Below are 19329 nucleotides of genomic sequence, written 5' to 3'. Positions count from 1 at the left end.
GGCGGGCATCAAGCCGCGCGACCGTGCCCACCTCGACCCGGGGCACCACCCGCACAGGCCACCACCTTGCGCGGCTGGTGTTCAATCCGCGCTCAGCCGCATGTCCCGCGCGATCGCCTGCCAGCGCATCGCACTCGCCGCGATCCAGGCATCGCCTTCGGCTGCGGGCACCGAGATCGGCTCGACGAAGGCGGTGCGCAGGCGATCGCCGTTCTGCGGCGTGGCGATGTGCGCCATCGCCTCGCGCAGCCGTGCCACGATCGGGGCGGGGGTGCGCTTCACCACGCCGAGGTTGAACCAGATGCCGAGGTCGTAGCCCGGCAGCCCGGCCTCGGCCATGGTCGGCACATCCGGTAGCGCGCTGGCGCGGCGGGTGGTGGTCACCGCCAGCGCGCGGAAGGCGCCGGAGCGGATATGCGCGGTCGAGGTCGCCGTGGTGTCGAAGCCGAAATCGACATCCTTCGCAAGCATGGCGGCAACCAGCGGGGAGGAGCCGCGATAGGGCACGTGGGTCGCCTCGATCCCCGCCATCTTCATGAAGACGGCAGCGGAAAGATGCGAGGAGGAGCCGTTGCCGACCGACCCGAAGACCAGCGGGCGGCGCTTGGCTTCCTCAATGAAGGCGGTGAGCGTCGTCGCCTCGACCTTGCCGGGGATCACCGAGAGCACATTGGCGACCTCGCCGATCAGGCCGATCGAGGTGAAGTCGCGCAGCGCATCGACGCCGGTGCTCGCATAGACGACCGGGTTCACCCCGAACAGCGCGGTGGTGCCGAGCAGGATGGTCAGCCCATCCGCCTCGGCCTGGGCGGTGACCTGCGTGCCGATATTGCCGCCGGCACCCGCGCGGTTCTCGACCACCACGGGCTGGCCGAGTTCGCGCGACAGCGGCTCGGCGACGATGCGCGCGACGATGTCGTTCACCCCGCCGGGCGGGTAGGTGACGATGATGCGGATGGGGCGCGTCGGCTGCCAGCCCTGCGCGCGCAGGGCTGGGGCGGCGAGCATGGTGCCGAGCCCGGCAAGGGCAGCGCGGCGAGCGATCTGGGTCATTGGACGGTCCCGTTTCTCGGTTCGGTGGGGCGGTTCCTAGACCCGGCGCAATCGCGCGGCCAGGGGCTTCAGGACAGGGCTGCGTCGCCTTCGGTTCGATTGCTGCGCGAACGCAATGCTTCCTCGCGCATCTCGATGGCGTTCAACAACCACCAGATCGTGCCGGCGACGAGCAATGCGCCGACGGTTGTCATGAACACCGCCCCCGCCGCCGCAAAGCGCCATCCACCGGAGGCCAGGGCCGCCGTGACGTCCGGAGGCGGCGCCTTGTTCAGCAGACCGAAGGTCAATGGCACGAAGGCCAGGACGAGGGGGAAGAGTGGCAGAGCCACGTACATCAGGAAGCGGAATGGTCCCAGGATGTCCGCCTCCTCCAGCAACCGCATCTCGCCGCGCATGTAGCGGTTGTTCACGCTCGACAGGATCAGGAAGATCCCAGCCTGCATCGTGAGCCCGGCGGCGCCCAGTGAGATCAAGAAGCGCGAACCGCCAGCCGCCTGCAGGTCCTCAACCAAGTGCGACCGAATGCTGGGGCGCGATCCGCCTTGCCGAGTTGCTTCGATCGGGAGGTCAAGAAGCGTGGCTGGCCAAACGGCGCCCGTCCCGATCACGAATACGAGCATCGCGATGCCAACCGCCAGCACCATGCCGCCGATGGCAAAAGGGAGGTAGCGCCGTCTCCGAATCAGGTGGGACAGCACCGCAACCACCAGTGCTGCTGTGAAGACGCCACCGGCGGCGGGGCTGGAGCCCACCAGGGGAAATGCCAGGAACACCAGCGTCCAGGCAATATTGACGCGGAGTATGAACCGCAGGATGGCGTTCTGAATCCTGAAGACGGCGGCGCGCCATCCGGTGCCTTTGGATGATGACGCCGCCATCTCAGCGATAGACCCGCCGGAGCCACGCCCCCCCATCCGCCACCGCCTGGTCCGACGCCTTCACATGCCCGATCGCGCGCAGGAAGCCGTGCAGCACGCCGGGGAAGGTCTTCGCTTCCACGCTGACACCGGCCTCGCGCAGTCGCTTCTCCATCGCGAAGTTCTCGCCCGATAGCACGTCGAGTTCCGCGACATGCATCAGGCAGGGCGGCATCGCGGCGAGTTCCGCGAGATCCGCGCGCAGCGGCGCGGCGAGGGGATGCATCCGGTCCGCCTCCCGCGGGGCATAGCAGCGCCAGTAGAAATCCATCTTGTCGCGCGTCAGCGTGTGGCCGGTGGCGAATTCGTCATAGGATTTCGTATCCAGCCGTGAATCGAACACGCCGTAGTTCAGCAGCAGGCCCGTGAGTTTCAGGTCGGGGTCGGTCTGCCGCAGCAGCAGCGCCACCGCCAGCGCCAGGTTGCCGCCCGCCGAATCCCCGCCGATCACGATGCGCGACGGGTCCAACCCCCATTCCGCGCCGTTCTTCGCCACCCAGCGCACCACCGCGGCACATTCCTCCAGCGCCTGGGGGAAGGGCGCCTCGGGCGACAGCGCGTAATCCGGCCCGACCACCGCGCAATCCCCACCGGCGGCGTAGGACCGCATGATGTGATCATGCGTGTCGATGCTGCCCCAGACCCAGCCGCCGCCATGGATGTAGACCATCACCGGCAGTGCCGCGTCGGTGCGGGGGCGATGGACCCGGCAGGCCAGGCGGCGCCCACGCACGGACAACCATCGGTCGCCGCTCTCGGCCATCGCCGGCCCACCCGCCGCCGCCAGCGCCAGCCCCGGACCGTCATTCGAACGCCGCGCGTCATCCAGTGGCAATTCCAGCCGGATCGGTGGGAAGGCGCGGCCGCGCTCCTCCATCATGGCGGTGAAGGCGCGCATCTCGGGGTCCCAGCGGTCCTGGCTCATTCCATCATCCTTCAAGGCGCGGCTGCCGCGGGTCCGCACGGCCGGACAAGGCCGGTCGGTGAGGATCCTCGCAGCAGCCCGACGCTACAGTGCCTTCCACCATCAACGGCATATCGAGGCATCGCAGTGGAAGCCGCGCGGGCAAAACCGGCAAGATGCCGCGCGACGGTGAAACGAAACCGCGGTTGCGGCGATGGCCGCACATCGCCATGTTGCACTGCACAATGCTGAATACACTCTCCCTTGCCCCGCGTGCGGGGTTTCGCCCCGCTGCGCTGTTCCACCCGGCCAGCCTCGTGCTGGTCAGCGGGGAGGGCAGCGCCGAGGCGCCGATCCTCGCGCGCAACCTCGCCGCCGGCGGCTTCCGCGGGCGGATGATGGCGGTCGGCGCCGCGCCGGAGGGCTTCGAGGCGATCCCCGACATCGCCGCCTTGCCGGTTGCCCCCGACCTCGCCGTGCTCTGCCTGCCGCCCGATGGGCTGGAGCCGGCGATGATCGCCCTGGCCGCGCGGGGCTGCCACGCGGCGGTCGTGCCCGGCCCGGCGCCGGACCTGGCGGCGCTGGAGCGGCGCAGCGGCATGCGCGCGCTGGGGCAGGGGTCCTTCGGCCTCGCCGTGCCCGGGATCGGCCTGAACGCGACGCTGTCGCACATTCCCCCGGCCAAGGGGCGGCTGGCGCTGGTGACGCAATCCTCGGCCATCGCGCGCGCCGTGCTCGACTGGGCGGCGGCCGAGGCGGTGGGCTTCACCCATGTCATCGGCATCGGCGGCAATCAGGGCCAGGGCTTCGCCGGCGCGCTCGACTGGCTGGCGCGCGACCCGGGGACCGGGGCCATCCTGCTCGACATCCGCCGCATCAAGAACCGGCGCATGTTCATCTCCGCCGCCCGGGCCGCGGCGCGCACCCGCCCGGTGGTCGCCATCCGCGCCGGCGGGCGGCTTGCCGATGCCTCGGGGCAGGCCGATGCGGTGATGGAAGCCGCGCTGCGCCGTGCCGGGGTGCTGCGCGTCGCCGGCCTCGAGGATTTACTGTCCGCCGCCGAGACGCTGGCCAAGGTGCGCGTCTCCTCGCGGCCGCTGGCCGGGGCGGGGGACAGGATCGCGGTGGTGACCAACGGCATCGGCCTCGGCAGCCTCGCCTCGGATGCCGCACTGGCCGGCGGCGGGCGGCTCGCCGAGATTGGCGACGAGGCCCTGGCGGCCGTTGCGATCGGCCTGCCGGATGGCTGGACCGGTCGCAATCCGCTTGCCCTCGGGCCTGGTTCGGCGGCCCGGCTGGGCGAGGCGGCCGCCATGCTCGCCGGCCTCCCGGGCGTCGATGCCGTCGTTGCCCTGCACGCACCGGAACCCGGCGGCAGCCCTGACGTGGTGCGGGAAACCCTGGCGGCTGCGGTGAAGGCCAGCCGTGGCGCGCCGATCCTGGTTGGCTGGCCCGGCCAGGCCACCGCGGGCCCCCAGCGCGCCCGGCTGGCCGAGGCCGGCGTCGCGGTCTTTCCCACCCCCGAGGCCGCCGTGCGTGGCGCCCTGCATCTGGCGCAGGACCGCCGCAACCGCGTCGCCGCGGCCGAATTGCCGTCGCGCGCGGTGCTGGACCTGGCGCCCGACCGCGTCCGGGTGGCGCGCATCTTCGCCACCGCCCGCGCCGCCGGCCGGCGCGAGTTGACGGAGGAAGAAGCCCTGTCGGTGCTCGCCGCCTAGGGCATCCCGACGGTGCCGGGCCGCGGCGTCGCCGGGCCGGAGGAGGCCGGCGACGCCGCCGCAATGCTCGGCTTCCCGGTGGTGCTGAAGATCCTCAGCCCCGATATCTCGCGGAAGACGGAGGTGGGGGGCGTGGCGCTCGGCCTCACCAGCGCTGCCCAGGTGCGCGCGGCGGCCGAGGCGATGGCCGCGCGCGTCGCCACGCTGCGCCCCGCCGCGCGGCTGACCGGCTTTCTGGTGCAACGCCAGGCCGGGCGGGCGCAGGAACTGCGGCTGCGCCTTGCCGATGATGCGATGTTCGGGCCGTGGATCTCCTTCGGCCGGGGCGGCACCGCGGCGGATATCGACCCGGATGACGGCTTCGACCTGCCGCCGCTGAACCTGCCGCTGGCGCACTCGCTGATCCGCCAGACCCGGACCGCACGGCTGCTCGACGGTTGGCGGGACCACCCGCCGGCCAATATCCCGGCGATTGCCGATGCGCTGGTCCGGTTGTCCCAGATCGCGGTGGATTTTCCGGAGATTGAATTCTGCGGAATCAATCCGTTGGCGGCCGATGCTGACGGTGTACTTGCGCTCGATGCGTCGCTGATGCTGCGCCCGGCGGGGGTGGCGTCGCTGCTGGCAATCCCGCCCTATCCGGCGGAGTTGGCGCGCGTTTGGCGCGGCAAGGATGGGCGGTCGGTGCTTGTCCGCCCGATCCGGCCCGAGGACGCCGCGGCGCATGCCGAGGCCTTCCGGCGGCTGACCCTGGAGGATGTGCGCTACCGCTTCTTCTCGGCGATGACGGAACTCAGCGCGGCGCAGATCGCCCGCATGACGCAGATCGACTACGACCGCGAAATGGCCTTCGTCGCCGTGGAGCATGTCGACGGCGCTGCGGACCTGACGGTCGGCGTGTCCCGCCTGATCCGTGAACCGGGTGGCGAAAGCGGCGAGTTCGCCGTCATCGTGGACCCGACCTGGAAAGGGCAGGGGTTGGCCCGGCACCTGATGGAACGGCTGTTCGAATGGGGCCGCAGCGTCGGCATGACCGAGATCGTCGGCCAGGTGCTGGCGGAAAACCGGCCGATGCTGGCCTTCATGCGCGCCCTCGGCTTCGGGCTTCGCGTCAGCGCCGAGGATGCGGATGTGATGGAGGCCCGCAAGGTGCTGTGACGGCCCGGCGCTGGCGCCGGGCGCAGTGTTGAAGTGGCCACGCCATCGGCCGCCTTCGCGCCCCGGCGACATATCCAGGCAGGGCGCTCCCTTCCAATTCCGGAGCGCCCGGACCCGTCGCCCTACGACGCCGCGTGCACCCGGATCAGTTCGCGCAGCCGCGCAGCCGCCTCGCCGCCCTTCAGCGCATCGCGCCAGGCGGCCTCGGCCACACGCTGGTGGGTTCCCACCGCCTCATCCGCGGCGGTGATGAAGGCGACGCCCGCGGCGGCGGTCGGGTGGGCGTCCGGGGCGAAGGCGCTGCCGACGACATGGGCGCGTTCGCGCCCGCGCAGCACCATGAAGGGCCCCGAAGGTTCGGATCCGGCAATCAGGCCGAGTTGGAGGCCGATCGGAACCGTCTCCATCTGGTTGGCGATGGCCTCGGCTTCGGAACGTGCCGCAAGGCGGCACCGGATCCGCGCGCGTTCCGACAGTTGCAGGCCGCCGGCGACGCCGTCGGTGAGCAGGCGCGCGATGGTCGCTTCGCCGAGAAGGGCGATGATGTTGGGCTTGCGGGACTGCTGCAGCTTCTTCCGCGCCGTCAGCAGGCCAAGCATCTGTTCGACCTGGGTCCGGGCGAGCAGTCGATCGGGGCTGGCATCCGCGTGTTCGGTCCAGGCCTCGCTGAGCGCGCCGTCAAAGGCCTCGGTCGCCACCGGGTAGCACATGCCGCCACCCACCTGCAGGACCTGGTCGGCTTGCTCCTCCACCTGGCGCAGACGCTCCTGGAAAGCGGCGGGGCGCCCGAAATACTCGACGCCGATGCCCAGCAGCGACAGCGGCGAAATCTTGAGCAGTTCGGCGAGGCGGCGAATGGTGTCGAGCTTGATCACCTCGCCCTTTTCGTAGCGATACAGGGCGGCGCGCGACACGCCGAGCCGTGCGGCGATCTCCTCGGCCCGCAAGCCGGATTCCAGCCGATAGGCTCTCAATTGCTGGCCGATTTCCGCGAATCGCATTGCAACCCTCCCGTGGGCGAGACTGGGTCAGATTACCTGGTATCGGCACGATTTCCGAGACAAAATCTCACGGCACGGCCCTGGGCCCGTTGCCCGCACCGACAAGTGAGTGGCGAGACCTCCTGCGTGACCGTCCGATTTTCCGCGGACGGGGTCGCGGGCGGCGCGACGGCGCGGCATTGGGGCGCGCGCCGTCACCGCGGGAACCGGTTCGGCCCGCGATGTCTGTCGTCCGACCGGACCGCCGACGCAGCGTTGCTGCGCGGGCGGTCCGCCATGGCGTTCAGGCGTCCTCGGCAACCTTGTGGGCGGCGAGCGTCTCGAGTGCCTTCACCAGACCGGAATGGTCGAGTTCCGCCCCGCCGGCCGCCGCGACCGCGGCAAACAACTGCTGGGTCGAGGCGGTGTTGGGCAACGCCACGCCCAGGTCCCGCCCGGCCGACAGCGCCAGGTTCAGGTCCTTCTGGTGCAGCCGGATGCGGAAGCCCGGGTTGAAGGTCCGCTTGATCATCCGCTCGCCATGCAGTTCCAGGATGCGCGAGGTGGCAAGGCCGCCCATCAGCGCCTGGCGCACCTTGGCCGGATCGGCGCCTGCCTTGGAGGCGAAGGTCAGCGCCTCGGCTACGGCCTCGATGGTGAGCGCCACGATGATCTGGTTGGCGACCTTGCAGGTCTGCCCCGCGCCCACCGGCCCGACCAGCGTCACGTTCTTGCCCATGGCGTCGAACAGTGGCTTGGCGCGGGCGAAGGCGGCGTCGGACCCGCCGACCATGATGGTCAGGCTGGCCTGCTTCGCACCGACCTCGCCGCCCGAGACGGGGGCGTCGAGATAGTCGCCTCCCCTGGCGGCGATCTTCTCGGCGAAACCCTTGGTGGCGGTCGGGCTGATCGAGGACATGTCGATGACCAGCGTGCCCGGCTTCAGCCCCTCGGCCACGCCCTTCGCGCCGAACAGCACGGCTGCGACATCGGGGGTGTCGGGCACCATCAGGATGGCGACCTCGGCACCGGCGGTGGCGGCGGCGGCGTCGGGGGCGACGGCGAAGGCGGCGCGGTCCTCGGCGGTCAGGCTGGCGCGCTCGACCACGGTGATGTCATGGCCGGCGGCCTTGAGATGGCCGGCCATGGGGCGGCCCATGATGCCGAGGCCGATGAAGGCGATCTTCATGCATTTCACTCCGTGTTCGGCCGCTGCGGCGCGGGACGCCGCCCTTCTGGCCCGCTGCGGAGAGATAGCCGAGCCCTCCGGGCGGGGGAACCTGCCCCGCGCCGAAGCCGAACAGATGTGCGAATTCTGCGTCAGTGCACCAAAAAATATGAATCTGATCGGCAGTAACGCTATATTGATACGGACTTGAAGCCTTTCGGACGGGCAAAAAATGCACCGTATCGACGCCATCCGCCGCCTCGCGGCTCTTGCCATGATCTGCGCCGGCCAGCCGGCCGCCGCGCAGGACAGCATTGTCCGCCTGCAGGAGGCCGACACCGGCCAGCCGCTGATATCGGTGCTCGGCACCGGGTTGGGGCTGTCCTTTGCGACGCTTGCGCTCGAACTGGGCTGCCCGACGCCGCAGAGCTGGACGATGGCGGTGACCGGCGTGCAGGCGCAGCCCGGAACCCAGGTGAGCCTTGGCTTCGGCGATCCGATGGGTGGCTATACCGAGGTGCGCGCCTGGCCGGTCGACTACCGCGAGGACCGGCTGCGCCTGCGCGTCGACCGCAACGCCTTCCGCGCCGCCCTGGCCCAGGCGCGAACGGATTATCCGGAGCCCGCGGGCACCGATATCCGGGTCGTGGTCGGCGGCATGGTGGGCGTATCGGTGCAGCGCGATACGCTGGTGCGGGCACTGACCGCCTTCGCGCAGGATTGCGAGGCTGCCCGCCCGCCCCCGCGCCCCGCTGCCCGCCTCAACGCCCGCGGACCGGGGCGCTGAAGCAGAACGCGCGGGCGTGCGACCGCGTCACGCCAGGTAGGGCTTGGCCCACCCCAGCCCGGCCTCCGTGTTTCCCGCCGGGCGATACTCGCAGCCGATCCAGCCGCGGAAGCCCAGCGCGTCGATGCGGTCGAACACGAAGGGCCAGTTGACCTCGCCCGTGCCGGGTTCGTTGCGGCCCGGATTGTCGGCCACCTGCATGTGCGCGATCAGCGGCAAGTGCTTCTCGACGCGCTTCACCACGTCGCCCTCGGTGATCTGGCAGTGATACAGGTCAAACTGCATCCCCAGCCGCTCCGGCCCGACCGCCGCGATGATCGCCGCCGCCTGGTCGGTGGTGTTGAGGAAGAAGCCGGGGATGTCGCGGTGGTTGATCGGTTCGATGATCGGCTTGACGCCGGCCTTGGCGCATTGGTCCGCTGCCCATGCCAGGTTCGCGCCGTAGACGGCCGTCATGGTGTCATGCGCCACGCCTTCCGGCGCCAGCCCCGCCATCACATGCAGACGCGGGCATTGCAGCGCCGTGCTGTATTCGAGCGCCTTCGCGATGGCGTCGCGGAATTCGCCCTGGCGGCCGGGCAGGGCGGCGATGCCGCGTTCGCCCTTCGTCCAGTCGCCCGGCGGCGCGTTGAACAGCACCTGCGACAGGCCGTTGTCCTGCAGTCGCGCGGCGATCTCGGCGGCCGGGAAATCATAGGGAAACAGGAACTCCACCGCCTTGAACCCCGCCTTCGCGGCCAGCGCGAAACGGTCGAGGAACGGCACCTCGTTGAACATCATCGAGAGGTTCGCGGCGAAGCGAGGCATTCCGGCATGTCTCCCAAAGGTCGTGCGGCAGGCTAGAGCAGATCGCGTCCGGGTGGAATCACCCGGCAGGGTGACGACGGCGTCCTGAAAACGGCGCGCGACGCTTCCGTCGGCGGCGGAACCGCAGCGCCGCCCGCCCCGACGCTTGCCAATCCCGGGCGGGGTTTGCCCTGCTGCCGGCAGGTCGCGGCTGACTGCCCCGGGCTCGCCTCCGATCAGGGCTTCGGGCAGGATGGCGCCATGCCCATGGATACTCCGCGCGCGGCGCGCATCATCGGGATGGCGGCCTTGGCGGGGCTTGCCGCGGCCTGCCTGCTGGTGCTGCGGCCATTCATCTCGGCGCTGCTCTGGGCGGTGATCCTCGCCTTTTCCACCTGGCCGGTCTTCACCTTCGTCTGCCAGCGGCTGCGGCTGTCGCGCGGGATCGGCGCGGCGCTGATGGTCGCGGTCATGTTCCTGCTGATCGGCCTGCCCATCGCGCTCGCCGCACCGACCAGCCGCGAACAGGTCGAGGCGCTGCGGGTCAGCCTGGAGGCGCTGCTGACCGAGGGGCTGCCCGGCCTCGGCGCCTGGCTGTCCGGCCTGCCGGTGGTCGGTCCCTGGATCCATAGCTGGATCGGGGAGGCGGAGTTCGACCTGCTCGGCCTCGCTGGGCTGCTGCGACCCTATGCGGGGACGCTGACGCAGCAGGCGCTGTCGGTGCTGCTCGCGGTGCTGTCCGGGCTGGCGGAGCTGCTGCTCGCCATCCTGCTCGCCTTCTTCTTCTACCGGGACGGGCCGGCCATGGCGGACCGCGCCCAAGCGCTCATGCGGCGGCTGGCCGGCGATACCGGCATCCGGATGATGACGCTTGCCGCCGACGTCACGCGGGGCGTGGTCTGGGGCCTGGTCGGCACCGCCGTGGCGCAGGGCATCCTGACCGGGATCGGACTGTCGATCGCGGGCGTGCCGCAGCCCATCCTGCTGGCGGTGATTGCCGGGGTCATCTCGATCATGCCGGTCGGTGCGCCGCTGATCTGGATCCCGTCCAGCCTGTGGCTGCTGACCCAGGGTGAGACGGGGTGGGGGATCTTCATGGCGCTGTACGGGGCGCTGGTGATCTCCTCGGTCGACAACATCATCCGTCCCTGGGCGATCGCCCGCGGGGCGGACCTGCCGCTGCTGCTGACGCTGATGGGCGCGCTGGGCGGCGTGCTGGCCTTCGGCTTCCTCGGGCTGTTCCTCGGGCCCGTGGTGCTGGCGGTCGGCTATACGCTTCTGCTTCAATTCGCCAGCGGGGTGGAGGAGGGGCCGCAAGCCCCTTCCACGCCGTCCCCGCCGGCCCTATAGCCGCGGGCTTCCGTCCAAAGGCCGGTCCACAAGGCCCGGCGCCGGGAAACGAGGGGGTGCAAAGGGATGCGTAAGCTGCTGATGGCGGCCGCACTGGCCGTGGGGCTGGGCGCGGGATGGGCTGCGGAGGCCCGCACGGTACGCTGGGCCGCCTCGGGCGATCCGAACACCATGGATCCGCACAGCCAGAATGTCGGCACCGTGACGATGGTGCTGCAGCAGATCTACGACACGCTGATCTCCCGCAACCAGGAGCTTGGCCTCGCCCCGGGGCTTGCCACGCGCTGGGAACAGGTCGAACCCACCCGCTGGCGCTTCTGGCTGCGCGACGGCGTGAAGTTCCATGAAGGCCAGGCCTTCACCGCCGGGGACGTGGTGTTCTCCATCACCCGCGCGCAGCAGCCCACCTCCAACTACGCCATCTATGTCGACACCATCGACCGCGCCGTGCAGGTCGAACCGTTGGTGGTCGACGTCATCACCCGCGTTGCCGACCCGATCCTGCCGAACAAGATCGCGTCGCTGATGATCATGTCGCAATCCTGGTCCGAACAGCACAACGCCACCCGCCCGCAGAACACCCGTGCGCGGGAGGAGATGTTCACCACCCGCAACACCAACGGCACCGGCGCCTTCCGCCTGAGCGTGCGCGAGCCCGATGTGCGCACCGTGATGGTGCGCAACACCGACTGGTGGGGCTGGAGCGAGCCCGCGAGCCGCGAGGCCAACATCACCGAGATCATCTACCGCCCGATCTCTTCGGATGCGACGCGCATCGCGGCGCTGCTGTCCGGCGAGGTGGATTTCGTGCTCGACCCGCCGCTGCAGGACCTCGCCCGCCTGCGCGCCGCGCCGAACATCAAGGTGACCGAGGGGCCGGAGGTCCGCACCATCTTCCTCGCGATGGACGTGCATCGCGATGAGCTGCTGTACTCCGACGTGCGCGGCCGCAACCCGCTGAAAGACCTGCGGGTGCGCCAGGCGCTGTACCAGGCGATCGACATCCAGGCGATCCACCGCACGACGATGCGCGGCCAGTCGGTGGTGACCGGCACCTTCTTCCCGCCGCAGGTGAACGGCTACACGCAGTCCGAGGATGTCCGCCTTCCCTATGACCAGGCCCGCGCCCGCGCCCTGCTGGCCGAGGCGGGGTATCCGAACGGCTTCGAGATCACGCTCGACTGCCCGAACAACCGCTACATCAACGATGAGCAGATCTGCCAGGCGATCGTCGCGATGTGGGCGCGCGTGGGCGTCCGGGCGCGGCTGAACTCCATGCCACTGGCGCCGTTCTTCGCGAAGATCCAGCGCGACGACACCTCGATCTACCTGCTCGGCTGGGGCGTGCCGACGCTCGATGCGCTGTATTCCTTCCAGTCGCTGCTGCGCTCCCGCGATGGCGGGCAGGGCAACGGCATCTGGAATTACGGGCGGTATTCCAACCCCCGGATGGATGAGCTGATCGACATCATGACGAACCAATCTGGCGCGCCGCGCGACGCGGCGATCCGCGAGGCGCTGCGCATCTATCGCGAGGACGTGCCGCATATCCCGCTGCATCACCAGATGATCCCCTGGGCGATGCGGGCGAACCTGACCATCCCGCATATGGCGAACAACCAGCCGTATTTCCGCTGGGCCCGCATGAACTGAACAGCATCGCGGGCGCGGCGGAACACGCCGCCGCGCCCGTGCCGGAGTGAATGAATGTTCGCCTTCATCATCAACCGCATCCTGCAAGCGATCCCGGTCATGCTGGCGGTCGCGCTGATTTCCTTCGCGATGTTCGCCTATGTCGGCGACCCCGTGGCGATCATGCTTGGGCAGGATTTCACCGAGGCGCAGCGCGATGCACTGGTGCGCGACCTCGGCCTCGACCAGCCCTTCTGGGTGCAGTTCGCGTCCTTCGTGGGGCATGCGGCGCAGGGTGAATTCGGCCTGTCCTACCGGCTGTCGCGCCCGGTCGCGCAGCTGATCGCGGAACGCGCGCCGGCGACGCTGGAACTGGCCTTCTGCGCGGCGGCGCTCGCGCTGCTGATCGGCGTGCCGATGGGGGTCTATACCGGGCTGTACCGGCATTCCTGGCTGTCGCGGTTCTTCCTGACCTTCTCCCTGATCGGCGTGTCGCTGCCGACCTTCCTGATCGGCATCCTGCTGATCCTGGTCTTCGCGGTGTGGCTCGGCTGGCTGCCCTCCTTCGGGCGGGGCGATACGGTGCAACTCGGGTGGTGGTCCACCGGCTTCCTCACCTGGTCGGGGGTCAAGGCGCTGGTGCTGCCGGCGATCACGCTCGGGCTGTTCCAGCTGACGCTGATCATGCGCTTGGTCCGTGCCGAGATGATGGAGGTGCTGCGCACCGACTACATCAAGTTCGCCCGTGCGCGCGGCCTGCCGAACCGGGCCGTGTATTTCGGCCATGCGCTGAAGAACACGCTGGTGCCCGTCATCACCATCGTCGGGCTGCAACTCGGCGCCATCATCGCCTTCGCCATCGTCACCGAGACGGTGTTCCAGTGGCCCGGCATGGGGCTGCTGTTCATCCAGTCCGTCGGTGCGGCCGACATTCCGGTGATGAGCGCCTATCTACTGCTGATCGCGCTGGTCTTCGTGTCGATCAACCTGATCGTCGACCTGCTGTACTACGCCGTCGATCCGCGATTGCGGATCGGGCGCGGCAAGGGAGGGCACTGACATGGCCGCTTCCGTTGCGCGCTTCCTCGATTCCGACCTGTGGTGGTCCTTCAGGCGGTCCCCGGTCACGGTGGCTTCGGCCATCGTGGCGGCGATCTGCATCCTCGGTGCCCTGCTGGCGCCGTTGATCGCACCGCATAACCCGTTCGACCTGGCCAGCCTGAACCTGATCGACGCCTTCAAGCCGCCGGCCTGGGACGAGGACGGGGTGAGGGAGTACATCCTCGGCACCGATGACCAGGGGCGCGACGTGCTCTCGGCCATCATGTATGGTGCGCGGGTGTCGTTGCTGGTCGGGCTTTCGGCGACGGCCTTCGCGACGCTGCTGGGCGTCTCGCTGGGGTTGCTGGCCGGCTATATCGGCGGCGCGGTGGACGGGCTGCTGATGCGCATCTGCGACGTGCAGCTGACCTTTCCCTCGATCCTGGTCGCCCTGCTGGTCGATGGCGTGGTGCGCGCCGCCCTGCCGCGGGAAGTGCATGACCAGATCGCGCTGTTCGTGGTGATCTTCGCCATCGGCATCAGCGAATGGCCGAAATTTGCCCGCACGGTGCGCGGATCCACCCTGGTCGAGCGCAACAAGGAATACGTCCAGGCCGCCCGCGTGATCGGCGTGCCGAAGCTGCGCATCATGGTCAGCCATGTGCTGCCGAACGTCGTCGGGCCGGTGCTGGTGGTGGCGACGCTGAACCTCGGCCTGGCGATCCTGGCGGAGGCGACGCTGTCCTTTCTCGGTGTCGGCGTGCCGCCGACCCAGCCATCGCTCGGCACGCTGATCAGGATCGGCAACGACTTCCTGTTCTCCGGCGAGTGGTGGATCACCATCTTCCCCGGCGTCGCGCTGATCGCCATGGTGCTGTCCGTCAACCTGCTGGGCGACTGGCTGCGCGACGCCCTCAATCCGAAGCTGCGCTAATGTCCAATACCGCCCCCCTGCTGCAGGTCAGGAACCTGCGCGTTGAGTTTCCGACCCGGCGCGGGACGCTGGTCGCGCTGGACGACGTGTCCTTCGACATCGCGCCCGGCGAGGTGCTGGGCGTAGTCGGTGAATCCGGCGCCGGCAAGTCGATGACCGGCGCGGCCATCATCGGCCTGCTGGAACCGCCTGGGCGTATCGCGCGCGGGGAGGTCCTGCTCGACGGCAAGCGCATCGACAACCTGCGCTACGAGCAGATGCGCCGCATCCGGGGCAAGGAGATCGGCGCGATCTTCCAGGATCCGCTGACGACGCTGAATCCGCTCTACACCGTGGGCCGGCAACTGGTGGAGACGATGACCACCCATCTGCCGATCGGCCCCGGCGAGGCACGCAAGCGTGCCATCGGCTGGCTGGAGATGGTCGGCATCCCCGCCGCGGCGCAGCGGATTGATTCCTACCCGCATGAATTCTCGGGCGGCATGCGCCAGCGCGTGGTGATCGCGCTCGCCTTGTGTGCCGAACCGCGGCTGATCGTGGCTGATGAACCGACCACGGCGCTCGACGTGTCGATCCAGGCGCAGGTCATCGCTCTGCTCAAGACGCTGGCGCGGGAGAAGGGCACGGCGATGATGCTGGTGACCCACGACATGGGCGTGATCGCCGAGACCGCCGACCGCGTCGCGGTTATGTATGCCGGCCGCGTCGCCGAGATCGGACCTGTGCGGGAGGTAGTGAAGCATGCCAACCATCCGTATTCGGCCGGGCTGATGGCCTCGATCCCGCCCTTGGATCGCCGCGTCGAGCGCCTCGCGCAGATCGATGGTGCGATGCCGCGGCTATCCGCCATTCCGCAGGGCTGCGCCTACAACCCACGCTGCCCGCAGGTCTTCGACAAATGCCGCGAATTGCGGCCCGACCTGATCGACGCCGGTACCACCCGCGCGGCCTGCTGGCTGTTCGACACGGAGATCGCCCGTGGCTGACGCACCCCCGATGTTCGAGGTTCGCGACCTCGCGCGCCATTTCGACGTGTCGCGGCCCCTGCTGCAAAGGCTGGTAACGCGCGAGGGCAAGCGGATCCTGCGCGCGGTGGACGGCATTTCCTTCGCGATCCCGAAGGGCACGACGCTGTCGCTGGTGGGTGAATCCGGCTGCGGCAAATCGACTGTCGCGCGTCTGTCGGTCGGGCTCTACGGGCCTTCCGCCGGGGCGGTGATCTTCGACGGGCGCGACCTGGCGGAAGCGCGCGCCCTGGCCGACCAGCGCCGGCGCATGCAGATGATCTTCCAGGACCCCTATGCGTCGCTGAACCCGCGCTGGCGCGTGGCGGACATCATCGCCGAACCGATCCGCGCCTTCGGGCTGGCGGGCACGCGCGGCGAGCAGGAGAACCGCGTCGCCGAGTTGCTGACCCAGGTCGGGCTGTCGCCGCTCGACGGGCAGAAATTCCCGCATGAATTCTCCGGCGGGCAACGCCAGCGAATTTCCATCGCGCGCGCGCTGTCATCCAACCCGGAATTCCTGGTCTGCGACGAACCGACCTCGGCGCTCGACGTCTCGGTGCAGGCGCAGATCCTGAACCTGATGAAGGAGCTTCAGCAGCGGCTGGGGCTGACCTTCTTGTTCATCAGCCACAACCTCGCCGTGGTGCGTCAGGTCAGCGACCGGATCGGGGTGATGTATCTCGGGCGGCTGGCGGAACTCGCCCCGGCCGAGACGCTGTTCCGCGCCCCGCGTCATCCCTATACGCGCGCGCTGATGGAAGCGATCCCGGACCTCGACATGACCGGGCGGGAACGCATCCCGGTGGGTGGCGAGGTGCCGTCGCCGATCACGCCGCCATCCGGCTGCGCTTTCCATCCGCGCTGCCCGCTGGCCAACGACCGCTGCAAGCGGGAACGGCCGGAATTGAAGCCGGCCGGGGAGGCGATGGTCGCCTGCCATGCGGTGGAGGAAGGCCGTGACGACGCGATGCCGATGCCGGCGATCGCGCGGGCGGCGGCGTAGGGCGCAGCGGAGAGGGGCGTCGCCCCTCCCCGGAACCCCACCCCACCAAAGGCCTAAGGGCCTTTGGAAACCTCCTGCCGCCCTCGAAGGAAGGCTGCCCCAAGCTAGGGAGAACTTGAGCGTCTATAGTCTTCGCACAATAGCTCCCAGGACTCAGCGTGGCATTCGATCGTTTCATCGCGGAAATAGAACAAAAAATGTCGCTTTGGCCTCATGTGCGGTATACTTCCAGGAATTGCGTTCTCTCCCAACGGTTCACCTCCGATTATTTCGTAGAACTCGCCCCATTTTGGGGCTTGGAGCGCGAACCGCCCCGCGCCTGCATACCAGCCGTGGTCATTTGTAGAATCCCAGCACCATCGGCTGTAGTTTTCAAATCGCAATAAACCTCGAATACCCCAGCGGTCGTCCCAGCCAAATGATGAATTCGACATGAGGAAGGAGATGGTCAGGTAAGAGAATCTGTTAGAGACGGTTGGGTCAGGGCCATTCGAGTCAGCATTCCAATCAGTATTTTGTCGAACGAATTGTAGCTCAGCCATCGCGCTCGTCTTTCTGCATGGTCTCGGTGCTACGCGTGATCGGCGCCTGCAAATGCGCGGCGCCACGCTTGCAGCGGCATAAGGCGCCCAATAACGCGGACTCTTCTGGCGCCCACTATACTAACGTCTTCGTCGCATAGTCACCGATAGGGCACCACCGCCACCGCATTGAACGGCGACCCATCCACCAGCCGTGTCGACCAGGCGAGATAGACGACGGTGTGTGCGTCCTCATCCACGAAGCGGTGCACCCGCGTCTCCTTGAAGAACAGCGACGTGTTGCTCTCGTAAACCTGCTCGCCGCGTTCGCCGCGGCGGGCGCTGTCGGCCACGCGCACCTCGCCGGTCGCCACGCAGGTCAGGGAGAAGCGGCCGGGATCTTCGGCGAGGCCCACCATGCCGGACACGCCGCCGGTGCGCGCCTGGCTGATGTAGCAGGACACGCCGGCGACCTCGGGGTCGTTGAAGCGTTCGACCACCACGCGGTGGCTGCGCGTCAGGCCGAGATTGGTCAGCGCCGTGTTCACATAGCCGATCTCGCGGGTTTCCTGCGCCCGCGCGGGGGCGGCGAAGGTCAGCGCCAGCAGGGCGGCGAGAGCAATTCGGGTCATGGGTGTCTCCGTCATCCGCAGGCACAACGCAGCAGAAGGCAATCAGTCACCGATCGCCACGCCTTCCCGGCGCGGATCGGCACCGCCGACCAACCCCTCCGGCGTGACGCGGATGATCTGCAGGCCGGAATTCATCTCGCCGAGCCGCACGTCGTGGCCCAGCGCGCGCAGGGCAGGGGCGAGGGCCGCGGCCGGCGTGCCCGTCTCCAACTCGATGGACCCGCCCAGCGTGCCGACATGCGGCAGCGCGGCCGCCTCCTGCGGCGCCATCCGCCAGTCGAGCAGCGCCACCAGCGACTGCGCGACATACAGGATGATGCGCGCCCCGCCCGGCGCCCCGGTCACGGCGTAGAGCTTCCCCTCGCCATCCAGCACGATCGTCGGCGACATCGAGGATCGCGGGCGCTTGCCGCCTTCGACGCGGTTGGCGATCGGGCGGCCATCGCGCTGCGGCTCGAAGGAAAAGTCGGTCAGCTCGTTGTTCAGCATGAAGCCGCGCACCATCACCCGCGCGCCGAACAGCGCTTCGATGGTGGTGGTCATCGACACGGCATCGCCATCCGCATCGACGATCGAGACATGGCTCGTCCCGGCTTCGAAATCCTGCCGTTGCGGGGCAAGGTTCGTCTCCCGCCACGGTGGATTGCCGGCGCGCGGCGCAGCCACCGCACGGCCGCGATCCATCTGCTGCGCACGCGCGGTCAGGTAGCCCGGATCGGTCATGCCGCGCGTCGGCACCGAGACGAAATCCGGATCGGCGACATAGGCATTGCGGTCGGCGAAGGCGAGCCGCCCGGCATCGGCCAGCAGATGCGCCGCCTCGGCCCCCTGCGGGTCCAGCCGCGGCATGTCGAAATGCCCGAGCAGCCCAAGGATCTGCGCCACCGCGATGCCGCCCGAGGAGGGTGGCGGGAAGCCGCAGACGCGGAACCGGCGATAGGGCGTGCAGACCGCGTCGCGCCGCCGCGCCGCATAGGTGGACAGGTCGGTCGCCGCCATCACGCCGGGATTGGTCGGATGGCCGGTGACGGCGGCGACGATGGCCTCGGCGATCGGCCCTTGCGCGAGCGCCTGCGCCCCGTGATCGGCGATCGCCCGCAGCGTTTCCGCCAGCGCGGGATTGCGCAGGCGATGTCCCGCCGGCAGCGGCACGCCCTGCTCCGCGAAGAAATACGCCGCCGCCGCCGGGTCGCGCCGCAGCGCCGCGCTGTCCGCCACGATGTCGCGCGCCAGGCGTTCGCTGATCGGGAAGCCGTCCTCGGTCAGGCGTATGGCGGGAGCGATCAGGCGCGGCCAGGGCAGGCGGCCGAATTCCCGGTGCGCGGCTTCCAGCATCGCCACCGTGCCCGGCACACCGACGGCGCGGCCGCCGACCACGGCCTCCATGATGGGCATCGGGCGGCCATCGCGCAGGAACAGGTCCGGGCCGGCGGCGGCCGGCGCGGCTTCTCGCCCGTCCCAGCCGGTTAGGCGGCCGGTGCCGGCGCTGAGATGCAGCAGCAGCGCGCCGCCGCCGATGCCGGAGGATTGCGGTTCGACCAGCGTGAGGACCATCTGCACGGCGACGGCGGCATCGACGGCGCTGCCACCGTCGCGCAGGATTTCGACGCCGGCGGCGGCGGCCAGCGGATGCCCGGCCGCGACCATGAAGCGTCTTGCCGGGGCCTGGGCCGAGGCCACCCCGGTCAGCAGGATCAGCAGCAGGATGGCGCGGCGCAGGATCATCGCGGCAGGA

17 protein-coding genes are annotated in these 19329 nt (G+C 69.3%); 9 read left to right on the top strand and 8 right to left on the bottom strand.

Going from position 1 to position 19329, the window contains the following annotated elements:
- Nucleotides 1-81 precede the first annotated feature (81 nt).
- From AAFN86_RS18510 to AAFN86_RS18500, 3 genes are all read right to left on the bottom strand, one after another.
- Nucleotides 82-1053, bottom strand: coding sequence for a tripartite tricarboxylate transporter substrate-binding protein (locus AAFN86_RS18510; RefSeq protein ID WP_347544921.1), 972 nt, complete (start codon nucleotides 1051-1053; stop codon nucleotides 82-84).
- A gap of 68 nt (nucleotides 1054-1121) precedes the next feature.
- Nucleotides 1122-1934, bottom strand: a complete 813-nt coding sequence (locus AAFN86_RS18505; protein ID WP_347544920.1) for a hypothetical protein — start codon at nucleotides 1932-1934, stop codon at nucleotides 1122-1124.
- A 1-nt stretch (nucleotide 1935) separates the two neighbouring features.
- Nucleotides 1936-2898 carry an alpha/beta hydrolase gene (locus AAFN86_RS18500; RefSeq protein WP_347544918.1) on the bottom strand — a complete coding sequence of 321 codons (963 nt, stop codon included), beginning with the start codon at nucleotides 2896-2898 and terminating at the stop codon, nucleotides 1936-1938.
- A 224-nt stretch (nucleotides 2899-3122) separates the two neighbouring features.
- Here AAFN86_RS18500 and AAFN86_RS18495 point away from each other — a divergent pair, with 224 nt between their 5' ends.
- Both AAFN86_RS18495 and AAFN86_RS18490 read left to right on the top strand, forming a co-directional pair.
- Nucleotides 3123-4595, top strand: coding sequence for a hypothetical protein (locus AAFN86_RS18495; RefSeq protein ID WP_347544917.1), 1473 nt, complete (start codon nucleotides 3123-3125; stop codon nucleotides 4593-4595).
- A gap of 12 nt (nucleotides 4596-4607) precedes the next feature.
- Complete coding sequence (locus tag AAFN86_RS18490) at nucleotides 4608-5753, top strand: GNAT family N-acetyltransferase (protein WP_347544916.1); 1146 nt, start codon at nucleotides 4608-4610, stop codon at nucleotides 5751-5753.
- 122 nt (nucleotides 5754-5875) lie between these two features.
- Here AAFN86_RS18490 and AAFN86_RS18485 read toward each other — a convergent pair whose 3' ends face one another.
- Both AAFN86_RS18485 and AAFN86_RS18480 read right to left on the bottom strand, forming a co-directional pair.
- Nucleotides 5876-6754 carry a helix-turn-helix transcriptional regulator gene (locus tag AAFN86_RS18485; RefSeq protein WP_347544915.1) on the bottom strand — a complete coding sequence of 293 codons (879 nt, stop codon included), beginning with the start codon at nucleotides 6752-6754 and terminating at the stop codon, nucleotides 5876-5878.
- Nucleotides 6755-7037: 283 nt separating this feature from the next.
- Nucleotides 7038-7922: a 2-hydroxy-3-oxopropionate reductase gene (locus AAFN86_RS18480; protein ID WP_347544914.1), complete on the bottom strand. Its 885-nt coding sequence runs from the start codon at nucleotides 7920-7922 to the stop codon at nucleotides 7038-7040.
- A 211-nt stretch (nucleotides 7923-8133) separates the two neighbouring features.
- Between AAFN86_RS18480 and AAFN86_RS18475 the strand changes: the two genes are divergently transcribed.
- Nucleotides 8134-8688, top strand: a complete 555-nt coding sequence (locus AAFN86_RS18475) for a hypothetical protein (RefSeq protein ID WP_347544912.1) — start codon at nucleotides 8134-8136, stop codon at nucleotides 8686-8688.
- A gap of 27 nt (nucleotides 8689-8715) precedes the next feature.
- On the opposite strand, the gene otnI is transcribed toward AAFN86_RS18475, so the two are convergent.
- A complete protein-coding gene (otnI, locus tag AAFN86_RS18470; protein WP_347544911.1) occupies nucleotides 8716-9495 on the bottom strand; it encodes a 2-oxo-tetronate isomerase in 780 nt (259 codons plus the stop codon).
- Between the two features lie 240 nt (nucleotides 9496-9735).
- On the opposite strand from otnI, the gene AAFN86_RS18465 reads away from it, so the two are divergent.
- The 6 genes from AAFN86_RS18465 (at nucleotide 9736) to AAFN86_RS18440 (ending at nucleotide 16441) form a co-directional block, all read left to right on the top strand.
- Nucleotides 9736-10824 carry an AI-2E family transporter gene (locus AAFN86_RS18465; protein WP_347544910.1) on the top strand — a complete coding sequence of 363 codons (1089 nt, stop codon included), beginning with the start codon at nucleotides 9736-9738 and terminating at the stop codon, nucleotides 10822-10824.
- A 66-nt stretch (nucleotides 10825-10890) separates the two neighbouring features.
- On the top strand, nucleotides 10891-12477 hold the full coding sequence (locus tag AAFN86_RS18460) for an ABC transporter substrate-binding protein (protein WP_347544908.1): 1587 nt from the start codon (nucleotides 10891-10893) through the stop codon (nucleotides 12475-12477).
- 54 nt (nucleotides 12478-12531) lie between these two features.
- The gene (locus AAFN86_RS18455; protein WP_347544907.1) at nucleotides 12532-13515 is read left to right on the top strand and encodes an ABC transporter permease; all 984 of its coding nucleotides are present in this window, start codon (nucleotides 12532-12534) and stop codon (nucleotides 13513-13515) included.
- Between the two features lies 1 nt (nucleotide 13516).
- The gene (locus tag AAFN86_RS18450) at nucleotides 13517-14431 is read left to right on the top strand and encodes an ABC transporter permease (RefSeq protein WP_347544906.1); all 915 of its coding nucleotides are present in this window, start codon (nucleotides 13517-13519) and stop codon (nucleotides 14429-14431) included.
- A complete protein-coding gene (locus AAFN86_RS18445; RefSeq protein WP_347544904.1) occupies nucleotides 14431-15417 on the top strand; it encodes an ABC transporter ATP-binding protein in 987 nt (328 codons plus the stop codon). The genes AAFN86_RS18450 and AAFN86_RS18445 overlap by 1 nt, the downstream gene beginning before the upstream one ends.
- A complete protein-coding gene (locus AAFN86_RS18440) occupies nucleotides 15410-16441 on the top strand; it encodes an oligopeptide/dipeptide ABC transporter ATP-binding protein (RefSeq protein ID WP_347544903.1) in 1032 nt (343 codons plus the stop codon). The genes AAFN86_RS18445 and AAFN86_RS18440 overlap by 8 nt, the downstream gene beginning before the upstream one ends.
- 682 nt (nucleotides 16442-17123) lie before the next feature.
- On the opposite strand, the gene AAFN86_RS18435 is transcribed toward AAFN86_RS18440, so the two are convergent.
- Both AAFN86_RS18435 and ggt read right to left on the bottom strand, forming a co-directional pair.
- Entirely contained in the window at nucleotides 17124-17594 is a 471-nt protein-coding gene (locus tag AAFN86_RS18435) for a CreA family protein (RefSeq protein ID WP_347544901.1), read from the bottom strand.
- A gap of 42 nt (nucleotides 17595-17636) precedes the next feature.
- Nucleotides 17637-19319, bottom strand: a complete 1683-nt coding sequence (gene ggt, locus AAFN86_RS18430) for a gamma-glutamyltransferase (RefSeq protein ID WP_347544899.1) — start codon at nucleotides 19317-19319, stop codon at nucleotides 17637-17639.
- Nucleotides 19320-19329: the final 10 nt, after the last annotated feature.

The organism is Roseomonas sp. CAU 1739, from assembly GCF_039839775.1.
Classification (GTDB): Bacteria; Pseudomonadota; Alphaproteobacteria; order Acetobacterales; family Acetobacteraceae; genus Neoroseomonas.
This window is presented reverse-complemented; position numbering and strand designations above follow the sequence as displayed.